Genomic DNA, 13665 nt, shown 5'->3' with positions numbered 1-13665 from the left:
GCTCGCTTGCACATTGTGACGTATGTGGTGGGGATGTCGCGCCCTGCGGGGAGGCCGTCCGGACGCACTGGGGCCCGTACCCGGGTGGGGTACGGGCCTGTCGCCCGGCGCGGGGCGCGGGGCGGTGCGGTGGGGCTACCGGTTGATCACGAACTGCGAGCCGGGTTCGATCAGCACGTCGCCCTCGGCCGAACCGGTGATGGTGACGTCCGTCAGAGTGGCGCTGCCCCGGGCGCCGCCCATGGCGAGGATGCCGGACCCGTTGTTGGACCTGTCGATCGTGACGTTGTCGATCCGGACGTCCGGCATGGCGCCGCCGCCCGTCTTGAACTGGATGCCGTCGTACGTCGAGTCATGGATGTCGGTGTCGCGGATCACCACTCCCGGGATGTCCGGCCCCTGCGCGAACAGGGTGATGGCACCGAACTCCTGGTCCTCGTTCCAGAAGGCTCCGCCGGTGCGGTGCAGCGCGTTGTTGGCGATGAGGGTCCGTCCGGAGAAGGGCAGCGGGTCGTGGTCGGTCGCCAGCATGATGCCCGGGTAGTTCATCGTGTCGTGGATCAGGTTGTTCTCGATGGTGTTGCCGTAACCGCCGTAGACCGCGATGCCGTTGGCGCGCCAGGGCAGTTGGACGGTGTTGTTGCGGAAGTGGTTGTCGTGGCCGATGTCGGCGGACGGGTCCTTGACGTACTTGCTCGCCCAGACGGCCAGGGCGTCGTCGCCGGTGTTGCGCAGCGACGAGTTGTCCACGAGTGAGTTGCGGGTTCCGTTGGCGAAGTTGACGCCGTCCGCGTAGGTGTTGCGGATTCTCATCCCGGTGAACTCCAGCCCGTCGGCGGGGCCCCACAGCTCGGGGATGTTGCTGTAGTCGCGGCCCACCCAGGCGCCCACGTTGGCGTGCTCGATCCACACGTTGCTGATTTTCGTGTTCTTGCCGAACCGGCCGTTCAGGCCGACGCCGCCCTCGGCTCCGCCGTCGCCGCCGCGGATGGTTCCCGAGCCGAAGATGGCGATGTCCGAGATCCGGGTGTTGTCGTCGATGTCGAAGCCGAAGTTTCCCTCGTGCGGGTGGTTGATGCCGCCCGACTGGTGCGGCGGGGTGAGGGTGTGGAACTGGGAGTGCCACATGCCGGCGCCCCGGACGGTGACGTCGCGGATGCCGACCTGGTTGTGCTGACCGCGGTCGAGCGGGTCGTCGGTGAGGATCTTCTGCTCCTGCCGCCACTGGCCCGGCGGAATCCACACACAGTCGATCTGCCCGTTCTGGTCGGCGGTCACGGCCCGCTGAAGGGCGTCCGTGTCGTCGATCCCGTCGCCCGGGATCGCGCCGTACTCGGTGATGGAGACGCAGCCCGCGGGCCGGTCGGTGGGCGGTGCGACCTGCTCCAGGTCGATCAGGTCGACGATGTGGAACGCGGCGGTGTCGTCGTTGTCGCGCTGGAGCCGGAAGGTGGTGCCCTTCGGGAAGCTCCGGCCGAGCAGGGCGTGGGACTCGTCGAACAGCCTGCGGGCGTCGGCCTGCGGGGTGTTGGTGAGCCCTTCGGGCTGGTCGGTGTTGCCGTACAGCCAGCTGTGCTTGGAACTGAGGCGGATCTTCTGCACGAACTCGCCGTCCGCGTACAGGCTCAGGGTGGCTTCGGTGCCGCCGCCGCCCGGGGCGTCCGGGATCGAGTTGCGCACGACGATCGAGTTGGTCGGGCCCGAGGAGGTGAACTGCACGTACTGGCCGGTGGAGTCGAGGCGGACGGACTTGCGGCCGGAGGACTCGGTGGCGAAGTTGGTGTGGCCGAACGTCCGCTTGGGGTCGGCTGTCAGAAGCGTTCCCCGGTAGGTGCCGTCCTCCGCCTCGTACTCGGTGTACGGCACGGCGGCGCCGCGGCCGACGACGAGGGAGCGGGTGAGGATGTTGTTGTTCTCGTTGGTCTCGGCGACCCGGCCGGTGGCGTCCGCGGTCGCGGTGAGGATGCTCGACCCGCTGGTGGCGGTCCAGGTGCCGTCGACGGTGACCGGGACGCTCGCGCCGGCGGCGACCGCCCCGGTCGTGCCGTCGAGGGTACGGTCGCCCACCTCCAGCCGGGTGACGGAGCCGGCGGGCACGGCCGAGGTGCCCCGGTTGTGCACGGTGACCGTGAAGGAGACGGCGGCGCCGGGGGCAGGGCTCGCCGGGTCGCTCGCGATCGCGCGGACCTCCAGGTCGGGGCCGGGGCTCCGGGCCACGGTCAGTCTGTCCGTCGCGGTGCGGCTGTTGTTGGTGTCGTCCTGCTCGACAACGGTGTTCGTGGGGTCCACCACGGCGGACACCGTGTAGGCGCCCTGGGCACGCCTGCCCACGTCCACGGAGACGGTGGCGGAGGCTCCGGCGGCGAGCGCGCCGACCGGGGCGCTGCCGGCGAGGGTGCCCTCGAGGCTGACGTCCAGCGTGGAGGCGGGGGACGCGGCGGTGCCGGCGTTGCGCACGGTCGCACGGACGGTGACGGCGTCGGACTCGGTGGGGGACGCGGGCGTCCAGGTGAGGTCGGTGACGACGAGATCGGGGTGGGGGGCGGCGGTTCCCATGACCTCCAGTTCGGCGATCTGGGCGCCGTACCCGGCGGAGTTGTGGGTGAATCTCAGCTGCACGTCGGCATGGCGTCCGGTGACCGGGATGGTGACCGTGTTGCCGCCCGAGGCGGGGTTGAACGTGTAGTCGGCGCGGGCCTTGATCGAGGTGAAGCCGCTCGCCGCCTGCTCGCGTGCGAGGACTTCGATGCTCTGTGTCCGGGGCTCCCAGGCCGCGGCGGGATTGAGCTTCACGACGACGCCGGAGAGATCGGCGTTCGCACCCAACTGGACCGTGAGCGTGGCGGGATGGCCCGACGACTCCCAGTAGGTGTCCGTCCGCCCGTCGTTGGCGTTCCTCGCCACGAACTGGTGCACGGTGGAGGAGGCCTGGACGGGCTTGTTCAGCGCCAGGTTGGTCCCGTCCACCGGTGGCTGCCCTGGGTCGGTGCCGGTATCGCTGTCGTAGACCTCGATCTCGGACAACTGGGCGGCGTTCCAGCCGGTGTTGGCGCTCACCCGCACACGGATGTGGCGCAGGTCGCGGGAGGCGAAATCCACGGTGACCGTGTTGCCGTCGTCGGGGTCGAAGCCGCGGGCGGCGGAGGCGGACAGGGTGGTGAAGGAGGTGCCGTCGGTGCTGCCCTCGACGGTGAGGGTCTGGGTGCGGGCCTCCCAGCCGGTGGGCAGTTTCAACACCACCCGGTCGGCCTCGACGGTGCCGCCGAGGTCGACGCGTACCGGTTGCGGGAAGGACCCCGCGGGGCCCTCCCAGTAGGTCTGCTGGCTGCCGTCGGTCACGTTGGTGACGGGATGGCCGGGGTGGGAGCCACCGGCTGTGACGCTTTTGCCGAGCGCCAGGTTGGGCCCGCGGACGGCCGGTTCCGCGGCGACGGCCGGTGCGGGGTGGAGACCGGCGACGACCAGGCCGGCCAGGAGCAGGCCGGTGATCGTCCGGGGGCCGAATCGCTTCCGTCTCATGAAGTCCTCGTTCCACGGCGGGTGCTGGGGCGTGGTCGGGCGAGTGCGGGACGTACGGCGGAGCGGGGCGTGCGCAGGAGCGGGGCGGAGACGGCCGGGTGCGGACGGGAGGCGCGGGCATCGGGCATCGGGCATCGGGCATCGGGCATCGGGCAGACAAGGGGCACCTGCCACGGAATGCCGACTGGCCGTACGTGTTTTGCGGCCATCAGTTCATTTCTTGCGGCTCCTGGAGTGAGAGTTTCGGTCTCCTGCCCCACTTGTCAATGGCATGAACACAACGACCTTCGATGGGCCGGGGTCCGGACACGGCAGGAGCGCCGCCCTCCCGGACGACGCCCCTGCCCCTGCACCGGTTCGACACGGGCCCGCAGCCCGCCCGGAGTCACTGATCCGTGTGGCTGACCTCCACCGGGTCGAACGCGATCCGGGTGCGGGTTCCGCCCCCGGCCCACACGACCTCGACCGTGCTCCCTCCGTCCACCCGGACCTCCCGGACCGCCTCCGCCAGGGGCAGCGGGTCAAGTTCGGCGGTCAGACTCGCCAGGCTGACGTGCACGGTCGTACCGTGGCAGCGGCCGCTGAGCCGGGGTACCCGGGCCCAGCGGGTGAAGGCCGTGCCCCAGGGGGCGCGGATCGGGTCCGCGGCGGGGGCGTCCCAGCCGTGCAGGCCGTGCAGGGACGAGACCAGCGGTTCGTCGGGGCCGGTGGCCCAGCCGGTGTGCGTGACGAGGGAGTCCGCCGGTGCCCCCACCACCCGGTGCACCCGCAGTTCGTGACGGCCGTGGGCCACCGTGACGCTCTCCACCCGCAGGCCCGGCACCATCGGCGGGCCGTCGGCGAACACCGGCCGGTGCCAGGAGGCCGCCCAGCCCCATCCGTCGCCGTGTCCGGCACCCAGCGGATGGACGCGGCGGCGGACGCTGGGCCGGCCGCCGACCGCCACGGACAGGTGGTTGTCGGCGATGTTCCCGGTCGCGGTCGGACCGGTGCGGGTGGAATAGGCCTGGCGCCCGTAGTGCGGGTCGTCCTCGGCGGCCGACTCCGCCTGGTGGGGGCTCACATGGTGGCTGCCGTGGTTGTGCAGACGGACGACTCCGTCGGCCCGGGTCGCCTGGAGGAGCAGTCCGGGCGCGGGCAGGGCGAGCACCCGGTCTGCCTCCTCCACCGGCGCGGGCTCCTCGCGGTCCGTCCAGAGGGCGTGACCGGCCGGGGCGAGCAGGGCGACGAAGGCCTTCGACGCCCAGTAGGGGGACGCGGGGCCCGAGTAGGTCTGCAGTACGGCGTCGTGCGGGCCGTGCCAGCCCAGGCTCAGCAGTCCGTCGTCGGTCAACGCGCCCCGGTCGAGGAAGTGTCGCAGGCTGCCGTCGGCGATGCGGCGCGAGGCCCCGGGGGTCAGCGGGCTGTGACCGGTCACCGCGCCCAGCGCGACGGCCGACGCGGCGGCGAAGCGGTAGGTGAGCGACCGCCCGTAGTGCATCGGCGCCCCGTCCGCGCCGAACATCAGGGCGAAGCCCTCCAGATGGGCGCGCAGCCGGGCGCCGTAGTGGGCCAGTGCGTCGGCGTCACCGGAGAGGTGGGCGTCGAGGACCGGGTAGAGGTGCAGGGCCCAGCCGTTGTAGTGGTCGAAGGCCGGCATCTCCCCGTCGGTGTACCAGCCGTCGCCCCGGTACCAGTTCTCGAGATGTTCCACCGCGCGCTGCCGGGCCGCGGCCGTCTCGCGGTCGCCCCGGCCGACGGACTCGAGGAACCCGGCGACGGTGTACGGGAAGAGGTACCAGTTGTTCGGCGCGGGGGTGTGCCGCAGCGCGCCCCGCAGCCATTGCTCGGCGCGGTCCTGCACGCCCGGGTCGAGGTTCTTCCACAGCCAGGGGGCGGTCAGGCGCAGGCCGAGGGCGATCGACGCCGACTCGACCATGGGCTGGCCCTGCACCGTGAAGTCGAGGATCAGCGGCCAGGACTCGGTGTCGTCGCGGCCCGGGGTGCGGGTGCCGGCGGCGAGTCCGCCCGCATAGCGCTCGAGCAGGTCGTGCGGGTCGTCCCCGTCCGCGCCGGCCACCCGGAAGGCGGCGGCGAGGAACGTCCTCGCGTACCCCTCGAGGCCGTCGGAGCGCACGCCCGAGCGGGAGGGGCGTCCCGGCAGGTCCAGCAGGGCGTGGCCGGGGGTGCTCCAGCGCCAGGCCGCGGTGAGGAGCCCGTCCGCGGCGGCCTCCCAGTGGGCGCGGGTGTAGCCGGTGTGCGGGCTCAGGTCACGGTTCTCCGGGGGCAGTTCGAAGGGGATGCTCATGCGAGGAAGGCCAGCCTTTCGCGTCGTACGGGGTGGAGGAAGCCGTCGCCGGCGGCCCAGCGCCGGATCTCGGCGAGCGCGAGATCGGCCAGGCGGCGCAGCTCGTTGCCCTGGGAACCGGCGAGGTGGGGGGTGAGCAGGACGTTCTCGCAACTCCACAACGGGTGGTCGGACGGCAGGACTTCGGGCTCGGTGACGTCGAGCACGGCACGGATGCGGCCGGCCAGCGCCGCGTCGGTGAGCGCGTCCTGGTCGACGACGGCGCCGCGGGCGGTGTTGACGAGTACGGCGTCGGGCCGCATGGAGTCGATCAGTTCGCGGCCGACCAGGCCACGGGTCTCGGGCAGCAGCGGGGTGTGCACGCTGACCGTGTCGGACTGCCGGAACAGCTCCGCCAGTTCCACCCGGCGCACACCGAGTCCGGCCGCTTCCTTGTCGTCGACGTACGGGTCGTGGAGCAGGACGTCGATGTCGTGCGGGCGCAGCAGGTCGATGACGCGACGGCCGATGAGGGAGGCGGACAGGATGCCCACGGTGCGGCGGTGGTTGCCGGTGGAGCGGTCGGGGCGCGGCCAGTCGGTCCGGGCGCGGGCGCTGCGGTAGTCGTGCGCGCTCTCCAGGACCCGTTTTCCGGTGAGAAGGATCATGGCGAGGGTGTACTCGGCGACCGGTACGGCGTTGGCCGCGGCGGCGGAGGAGACCTCGATGCCGCGTTCCCAGCAGGCGTCGGTGACATGGCCGCGTACGCTGCCCGCGGCGTGCACGACGGCGCGCAGGCGGGGTGCGGCCCGCAGGACCTCGGCGTCCAGGGGCGGGCAGCCCCAGCCGGTGACCAGCAGGTCGACGTCGGCCAGCACGGCGCGCGCCCGGGGCGTGGTGAAGTCGTCCAGTAAGGGGAGGGGTACCGGATCGCACAGCGCGGCGAGAGCCGCGTGCGCCTCGGCGTCGAGGACGGCCGGGGCGACGTCCGGGTGCATGGCCAGTGCGGCACGGGGTCGGAAGGCGGATCCGGGCGGGTGCTCGGTCATGGTGGGGGCGGGACTCCTTCTGTGAGCGGGTCGCTTCACGACGCCGGCGGTCGGACCGCCGCGCCGGAAGCGCTGAGGCAGGGCGAAGGCGAGAACGAGGGGCACGACCGTCAGGAGCAAGCCCATGGTGACCACGGGGTGGCACTCGGGCGCAACGGGCTCCGGACCGTTCCTTGTGCGGAGGCCGGGACCGGCGGGGGCCCGGGTCCGGGTCGGACAGCGTCATCATGGGCGGGAAGAAGACGTGCCGGATCGCGGTGGGCCGGAAGAGGAACAGGGCGGCCAGGCGGGGGCCCGGTGTCCGCAGCGCCCCCGGAAGCAGGTGGTCGGGACGAGGGCGGCGGGGCGGGGCGGGACACGCGAGACCCGCCCCGGCCGTGTGCGGCTCGGCCGCACGGCCGGGGCGGGCGGCGGACGGTTCAGTGCGCGGCGGTCACCTCGACGGCGAGGTCGTTGTCGACGGTGTAGTACGGGCGCACGGCGGCTTCGCCGACGGTGAGCGCCGGGTACACGCACACCGTCCTGCGGTCGGCCACGTCGTCGAGGAGCCGGCCGATCCGGACCGGCGGGACACCGGCGGCGGGCCGGAGGAAGGCGTCCCAGACCTGGTCGCCGGGCGCTCTGCCGGTCAGTTCCCCGAAGGGAGCCGTGAAGGAGAAGGCGCTGCCGTCGGTCCGCAGCGGGAAGGAGCGCGTGGTGTCCTTGTCGCCGCGCAGCCGGAGCAACGCGGTGGCGCCGTCGGACAGTTCGGCGCCGTGCAGGCGTGCGTGGACCGTCATCGCACCGTCCGCGAGGTCGAGGCGGCCGGCCTCGGCGTGAGCGGGGCGCAGCCAGGTCCGGACCGCCAGGAACCCGTCCTTCGTGGCGTAGGGGACCCGGACGGCCACCGGGGACGGCCGCTCCCGCAGGTTTCCGTCGACGAGGGCGCGCAGGTCCCGCAGCCCCGGGCGCAGCCGTTCCCGTACGGCGTCCGGTTCCCTCATCAGGTATGCGTCCCAGCGGCCCTCGGCGAGGGCCGGCAGCGGTTCGAGCACCGCGCGGAGGTCTCCGTCGTCGCCGTGGGGTTCGAGGTCGAGGAGGCGCGTGGGCTGCTGCGGCACGTTCTTCTTCGGTCTCGGCACCAGGGCCAGCCGGGGGCGCCCGGCCGAGCGGAGGGCGACGCGGAAGAGGGTCCGGCCGTCGGCGTCGACCGTGCAGTGGGCGCGTGGTGCTCCCGTGTCCTGTGCGGCGGTGCTCATCGGCGTCCCTTCCGTAGGGTGCGCAGCGCCTCGGAGGCGGCGGCGAGGGCGAGGTCGGCGGCGGCGTGGCCCTGGCCGGACAGGTTCCGGTGGGCCCGGCCGCCGTCCGGCGCGGGGCGCCGACCGGTGCTCCGGGCCGCCACGGCCTCCTCGGCGAGGCGTTCGGCCTGTGCCACGACGGGTCCGGGGGCGTACCGGCGGGCGTTGTCGAGGGCGGCCCTGCCCATGCGGCGGCGCCGTTCGTCGTCGCCGACGAGGTCCAGCAGGGCCTCGCCGAGGGCGTCGGCGTCATCGACGGGCACGAGCCGGCCGTCGACCCCGTCCTTGATGATCTCGCCGGGTCCGTAGGGGCAGTCGGTGCTCACGACGGGCAGTCCGCAGCGCATCGCCTCGACGATGGTCATGCCGAACGGCTCGAAGTTGGACGCGGCCACACCGATGGAGCCCTTGACCCACTCGGCCTCCATGGGAGTCGCCGCGCCCATGAGGAAGGCGTTGTTCCACAGGCCGAGCGACTCGATCAGGCGGCGCAGCGCGGGCTGTTCCTCACCTTTGCCGTAAATGCGCAGCTGCCAGTCCGGATGGGCCGCCGCGACCCGGGCGAACTCCTTGATGATCAGGTCGTAGCGCTTGACCGGGACCAGCCGGCCGGCCGCGACGATCACCTTGGCGGTGCCGTCCGCGGCGGGCAGCACGGGGTCGGGGACGCTGTTCGGGAGGGCCTCCACACGCACACCGGGCAGCCTCATCTTGCGCCGGTAGGAGTCGGCGTCCGCCTCCGTGACGGTGGTGAGCACGTCGAGGCGGCGGTAGGCACGGCGCAGCGCGGTACGCAGCCGGGGCGGATGGTTGTCCAGGGTGAGGTGCTCCTGGCCGACGCGTGCGACGTGCTCAGGGGCCTGGAGCGCGAGGTGCACGTTGAGTCCCGGCCGGGTCCCGATGACCACGTCGGCGTCGATGGACTCCAGGCATTCGGCGATCCGCTGATCCGTCAACTCGCTGTACTGGTGGTAGCGGTACTCGGCCGCCGGGAACACCTTGGCCGGTCTTCGGTGCCGGGGGTCGTCCTTCTCCGTCCTGAGATCCACCAGGGGCCGCAGCCGCACGTCGGGGTGCGGGGTGAGGTTGGGGTGCTCCCGGTGCCGCAGCACGGAGACGATCTCCACGTCGTGCCGTTCGGCCAGCGCGGCGGCGAGGTTGAACGTGGTGGTGATCGTGCCTCCGATGCCATAGGCGTTGTGGATCAGGAAAGAAATCTTCATGGCGGACTAGACCGCCCAAAGCGTTCAGAAGTTGTCTGCTGTTATCACTTCGTTGGCTCGGGTTACGCCTTCTGGACGAAAGTTTCGCCTGGTCACCTCTACTGGGGCCGGTCGGCCGAAGGTGCCGTCACGTCCGGCGACTTGATCTGCATGCCGGGGCGGCGGCGGTGCACGGTCAGGTAGGTCAGTCCTTGCCCGCCGGCGGCGAGAGCGCGTGTGGAGCCGTGCGGAAGCCACATCAGGGCGCCCGCGCGCAGGACCCGCGTTCCGTCGGGCGCGGTCAGCGAGCCCTCTCCGGCCAGGACGAGGAGCAGGACGTCGAGGTCGGGCTCGCGGTGGGTGTCGACCTGTCGGCCGGGCGGAATGCGTACGACGTTGGCGTCGAGTTGCCGGCCGGACTCCGCGAGCCGCCACAGGGCGCCGGCCGGCGCGTCCGCGAGCGCCGCCAGCGCGTCCGTGTCGCACAGCATCCGGGGCAGCGGGACGTCGTCCCCGCGCCCGGTGGTGACGTCTCCGTCGTCTGCCGTCATCGGATGTCACCGTCCTGTGCGTCCTGTGATTCCTGTACACAGGATCTCTCAAATAGGAATTTAGCATGCATATTTGAAGCCCGGTCGCCCGCTCCGGTGCGCCGCGGCGCACCCCGCTCCCGGACGGCGGGCAGTGCCGCGAGCCAGTCCGTGAGGATCGCGTTGGTCTCCTCGGGCCGTTCCTGCTGGACCCAGTGGCCGCAGCCGTCGAGGATGCGGGAGCACCACAGCCCGGGAAGTGTGCCGGGTAAGGCCTTGATGGCGTCGCCCCTCCAGGCCGTGGACGCGTCCAGGGCACCGCCGATGAACAGGGACGGCTGCGTGAGGGGCGCGCCGGTGTGGCCGGCGAGGTCCTCCCAGTCCCGGTCCATGGTCCGGTAGCGAGCCAGGGCTCCGCTCATCCCGGTGCGTTCGAACTCCGCGGCGTGGACGTCGAGGTCGGTCTCACCCAGCCGGGCGGGCCGCCGGCCGGTGGGGAACCGGTCGCGCAGGGTGCCGTCCGGACTCACGAAGTACGGTCCCGGGGCGTCCGGAGCGGGCATGGTGTCGGCGGACAGCGCCGCGTAGAAGCCGGCCGGCCGGCCGCGTACGTCCGGTTCGATCTCGGCCTCGGCCCGGCCGGGCTGCTGGAAGTAGGAGACGTAGAACTCCTCGTCGCCGCCCGTCGAGGCGAAGACGGTGCTCGGTTTCGGGCCGCCGGGTGGGGCGTAGGGCACGCCGAGCATGCCCGCCGCGCGGAAGACGTCCGGCCTGAGCAGGGCGCAGTGGGCGGCGATCGTCGATCCCCAGTCGTGCCCGACGATCACGGCGGACCGCTCCCCCAGGGCGTGCGCGACCGCGACGTTGTCCGCCACCAGTTCCGTCATGCGGTAGGCGTCCGTGGCGGTGGGCCGGGAGGAACGGCCGTAGCCGCGGACGTCGACGGCCACCGCGCGGTACCCGGCCGCCGCCAGGACGGGCAGTTGGTGGCGCCAGGAGTACCAGAACTCGGGAAACCCGTGCACGAGCAGGACCAGCGGGCCGGTGCCCTGCTCCACCAGATGGATGCGGCCCGCGAGCGAGGGGACCAGCCGGCGGGTGGCGTCGTGCTGGGGCTGCCGCGGTGGCATACGTGCTCCCGTGACGCGTGATCCGTCCCGCACCTGGACCGTGCTCCGAGCATGGAGGCAGGAGCGGGTGGGGGTGGAGCCTTGTTGCCGCTTCGGCAGATCGGCGCTTCGGCCGGATCACTTCCGCGGAGCGCTTCCGTCCTCGGCGGGCAGGTCGGGCGGGCGGAGCCGCGGGGCGTCCGGGGGCTGCGGGCCCTCCGGGGCGTCCGGAGCCGGTGGCTCGCCGCCTGCCTCGTTGAACGCGGTGAGTGCTTCGACGAGCGCCACCCGTTCCCCGGGAGTGAGCCGTTCGACGATGGCGGCGATCTCGGCGCGACGCCGCGCGGTGACGTCCTCGACGGTCCGCCGGCCCTCGTCGGTCAGCCGCAGCAGTGTCTCGCGGCGGTTGGCCCGATTGGTGTGCCGTACGGCGAGTCCGGCCGCGATCAGCCGGTCCACCATGCGCATCGCGGTGGACGGGGCGACGTGGAGCAGTCCGGCGAGGGCGACCAGCTTGGTGTCACCGCGGGTGGACAGGGCCGTCAGCATGCGGAACTGCGGCAGGGTCACGCGGTCCCCGACCGCGCCCAGGGACCGCGCGGAGACCGCCACCAGCAACCGTGAGGCGGTCAGGACCGCACGGGTGACGGCGTCGACGTCGTCACCCGCCCCGGCGGGAATCTCACGCTCCGGCATGGATCCTTTGTACCTCGTCCTCGTCCTCGTCAGCACTCTCGTCATCGCCCGGCCCGTGCGCCGGAGTCACGGTTCAGCCGCCGGGCGGGGGCGGGTTCCCGTCGCCGTGCCGTTGGTGGCGCAGCAGCATCATCGCGGCGTCGTCACCGGGCGGCCCGCCGGCATGCCGGACCAGGTCCTCGCGCAGGGCCTCGAGGGCACGGTGCATGTCGGGCTCCTTCAGCAGGTGGGTGCGCTCGCCCAGCAGATAGAAGCGGCCCTCCTCGTCACGCGCCTCGGTGACTCCGTCGGTGTACAGCAGCAGTTGTTCGCTGGGCTCGAACCCCACCGTGAAGGGCTCCGGCCCTTCGGTGCCGTGCGCGGTCAGGCCCAGCGGCAGGGCGTACGAGGGCGGCTCCGGGAAGTCGACGCCGCCGTCGCGCCGTACGAGCAGGGGAGGCGGGTGCCCGTAGTTCAGAAGGACGAGGTCCCGGCCCACGTCGATCTCGGCGAGGACGGCGGTGACGAACCGCTCGCCCTCCAGTTCCCGGGCCACGCTGCGTTCCACCCGCTCGCCGACTCCGGCCAGGTCCTGCTCGTCGTAGGCGGCCTCCCGGAAGGCACCGAGCACCACGGCGGCCGTCTCCACCGCGGCCAGCCCTTTGCCCTGGACATCACCGACGATCACCCGGACCCCGTGCGGTGAGGCCACCACCTCGTACAGGTCGCCGCCGATACGGGCCTCGGCGACGGCGGACGTGTAGGAGACCGCCACCTGGAACGCCCCGGCGTTCAGCGGCACCGGCCGCAGCAGCACGCGCTGCGCGACCTCCGCGATCGACCGCATGCTCGCCAGTTCCGCCTCCCGGCGGGAGCGCATGACCGCGGCCGCGATGCCGACGCCGGTGACCCCCGCCACGGACACCATGGCGGTGTACCCGCGGCGCTCCGCGAACAGCCCGTTGTACAGGCCCAGCCCCACGCACAGCAGCAGGGCCAGCACGCCGATCACCGCGGTACGGCGCCAGCCGCCGACGAGTCCGGCGAAGGCGGGGCCGACCGCCACCAGGGGCAGCAGGCCCACCCCCGGTCCGACCAGGACGTCCATGATCGCGATCACTGCCATCACCACGAACGGCATCCAGGACAGCGCCGTCTGGCTCCATGGCGGTTTCTCGTCGGTCATGACCTGCTCCAGCGGTGTCGAGGCGCTCGAGAGCCGTCCGATTCCTCCGCAGACGCCCCTCCCCCACCGTTAGACTATGCAATGGTCGTGGGCGCGTTCCGGCCCCTACCTCGGACCTTTATGCAATCGAGTCCCCGGCCCGGACGACGACATCCGGGGCTCCGGGCCCCTGGTCCGACGATTTCGTGCTGTGGGATGATCCTGCCCGGGGTCCTGGTGCGAGTGAGCTGAGGTGTGTTCGACGGGCTCCCTCACCGGAGAGGAGCGAACGGACGTGACCGCGCAGCGACCTGACGGCGAGACGCCGGAGGACAGGGACGGGACGCCGTCGGTGCCGGACGAGGTCTGGCAGCGGTTCCTCACGGACAACGAACGTGCCATCCGCGCCACCGCCCCCGTCGAACCCTCCGCCCTGCAACGGGCGTCGGGGTGGCAGCCGCAGCCGGCCGGCACGGACGCACGCGACCGCACGGAGGGGCAGGTCACCGACACCACGGGCGCCGTCGGTGACCTGTGGCACCCCGACGATCCGTGGGAGGGCCCGTCGTGGCGGAACCTGGACGGGCGGGCCAGGGCGCGCCGGGTCTGCCGGGTCATCGGCACGGCCGCCGCGATCGCGCTGGTCCTGGGTGCCTGGTCCCAGCTGTCCACCGGCGCGGGCAGTGCGGACCAGGGGCCCGCCGACACGGTGCTGCAGCAGTCGGAGGACGTCCCCGCGGAGCTGCCCACGGCGACGTCCGCCCCGTCCGGCCTCGCCTCCCCGTCCCCGGCCACGTCTGCGGTACAGGCAGGCTGACGCGCCGCCGGCCGCGATACGCGGCCCGGGTGCGACCCCCGGTCGGCGTCGCACCC

Annotated in this window: 10 protein-coding genes; 1 reads left to right on the top strand and 9 read right to left on the bottom strand. The window is 72.6% G+C overall.

Annotated features, from left to right (window positions below; translation table 11 throughout):
• Nucleotides 1-135: 135 nt before the first annotated feature.
• The 9 genes from OHB56_RS39105 to OHB56_RS39065 all read right to left on the bottom strand — a co-directional run bounded on the left by OHB56_RS39105 (nucleotide 136) and on the right by OHB56_RS39065 (nucleotide 12813).
• Nucleotides 136-3519: a CARDB domain-containing protein gene (locus tag OHB56_RS39105; protein WP_406358641.1), complete on the bottom strand. Its 3384-nt coding sequence runs from the start codon at nucleotides 3517-3519 to the stop codon at nucleotides 136-138.
• A 385-nt stretch (nucleotides 3520-3904) separates the two neighbouring features.
• Nucleotides 3905-5806 (bottom strand): DUF2264 domain-containing protein, encoded by a 1902-nt coding sequence (locus OHB56_RS39100; protein ID WP_406358639.1) that lies wholly within the window; start codon nucleotides 5804-5806, stop codon nucleotides 3905-3907.
• Nucleotides 5803-6834, bottom strand: coding sequence for a hydroxyacid dehydrogenase (locus tag OHB56_RS39095; RefSeq protein WP_326751025.1), 1032 nt, complete (start codon nucleotides 6832-6834; stop codon nucleotides 5803-5805). Before OHB56_RS39095 ends, OHB56_RS39100 begins: the two co-directional genes overlap by 4 nt.
• Nucleotides 6835-7253: 419 nt before the next feature.
• Nucleotides 7254-8072: a transferase gene (locus OHB56_RS39090; RefSeq protein WP_406358637.1), complete on the bottom strand. Its 819-nt coding sequence runs from the start codon at nucleotides 8070-8072 to the stop codon at nucleotides 7254-7256.
• Nucleotides 8069-9334: a glycosyltransferase family 4 protein gene (locus tag OHB56_RS39085; protein ID WP_406358635.1), complete on the bottom strand. Its 1266-nt coding sequence runs from the start codon at nucleotides 9332-9334 to the stop codon at nucleotides 8069-8071. Before OHB56_RS39085 ends, OHB56_RS39090 begins: the two co-directional genes overlap by 4 nt.
• Nucleotides 9335-9432: 98 nt before the next feature.
• Nucleotides 9433-9864: a hypothetical protein gene (locus OHB56_RS39080; protein ID WP_406358633.1), complete on the bottom strand. Its 432-nt coding sequence runs from the start codon at nucleotides 9862-9864 to the stop codon at nucleotides 9433-9435.
• Nucleotides 9861-10973, bottom strand: coding sequence for an alpha/beta fold hydrolase (locus OHB56_RS39075; RefSeq protein ID WP_406358631.1), 1113 nt, complete (start codon nucleotides 10971-10973; stop codon nucleotides 9861-9863). The genes OHB56_RS39080 and OHB56_RS39075 overlap by 4 nt, the downstream gene beginning before the upstream one ends.
• A gap of 117 nt (nucleotides 10974-11090) precedes the next feature.
• Entirely contained in the window at nucleotides 11091-11648 is a 558-nt protein-coding gene (locus tag OHB56_RS39070; RefSeq protein ID WP_406358630.1) for a MarR family winged helix-turn-helix transcriptional regulator, read from the bottom strand.
• 73 nt (nucleotides 11649-11721) lie between these two features.
• Complete coding sequence (locus tag OHB56_RS39065; RefSeq protein ID WP_406358628.1) at nucleotides 11722-12813, bottom strand: PP2C family protein-serine/threonine phosphatase; 1092 nt, start codon at nucleotides 12811-12813, stop codon at nucleotides 11722-11724.
• Nucleotides 12814-13087: 274 nt separating this feature from the next.
• On the opposite strand from OHB56_RS39065, the gene OHB56_RS39060 reads away from it, so the two are divergent.
• On the top strand, nucleotides 13088-13609 hold the full coding sequence (locus OHB56_RS39060) for a hypothetical protein (RefSeq protein WP_406358626.1): 522 nt from the start codon (nucleotides 13088-13090) through the stop codon (nucleotides 13607-13609).
• Nucleotides 13610-13665 lie beyond the last annotated feature (56 nt).

The sequence above is a fragment of the Streptomyces sp. NBC_01635 genome (assembly GCF_045209715.1).
In the GTDB taxonomy this organism is placed as follows: Bacteria; Actinomycetota; Actinomycetes; order Streptomycetales; family Streptomycetaceae; genus Streptomyces; species Streptomyces hirsutus.
The sequence above is the reverse complement of the archived record's forward strand: the minus strand, read 5'-3'. Positions and strand labels throughout refer to the sequence as shown.

What these genes read in the sequence shown, in the direction of transcription:
- OHB56_RS39105 (WP_406358641.1), bottom strand. Translation starts at nt 3,519, where the DNA reads ATGAGACGGAAGCGATTCGGCCCCCGGACGATCACCGGCCTGCTCCTG.
- OHB56_RS39100 (WP_406358639.1), bottom strand. Translation starts at nt 5,806, where the DNA reads ATGAGCATCCCCTTCGAACTGCCCCCGGAGAACCGTGACCTGAGCCCG.
- OHB56_RS39095 (WP_326751025.1), bottom strand. Translation starts at nt 6,834, where the DNA reads ATGACCGAGCACCCGCCCGGATCCGCCTTCCGACCCCGTGCCGCACTG.
- OHB56_RS39090 (WP_406358637.1), bottom strand. Translation starts at nt 8,072, where the DNA reads ATGAGCACCGCCGCACAGGACACGGGAGCACCACGCGCCCACTGCACG.
- OHB56_RS39085 (WP_406358635.1), bottom strand. Translation starts at nt 9,334, where the DNA reads ATGAAGATTTCTTTCCTGATCCACAACGCCTATGGCATCGGAGGCACG.
- OHB56_RS39080 (WP_406358633.1), bottom strand. Translation starts at nt 9,864, where the DNA reads ATGACGGCAGACGACGGAGACGTCACCACCGGGCGCGGGGACGACGTC.
- OHB56_RS39075 (WP_406358631.1), bottom strand. Translation starts at nt 10,973, where the DNA reads ATGCCACCGCGGCAGCCCCAGCACGACGCCACCCGCCGGCTGGTCCCC.
- OHB56_RS39070 (WP_406358630.1), bottom strand. Translation starts at nt 11,648, where the DNA reads ATGCCGGAGCGTGAGATTCCCGCCGGGGCGGGTGACGACGTCGACGCC.
- OHB56_RS39065 (WP_406358628.1), bottom strand. Translation starts at nt 12,813, where the DNA reads ATGACCGACGAGAAACCGCCATGGAGCCAGACGGCGCTGTCCTGGATG.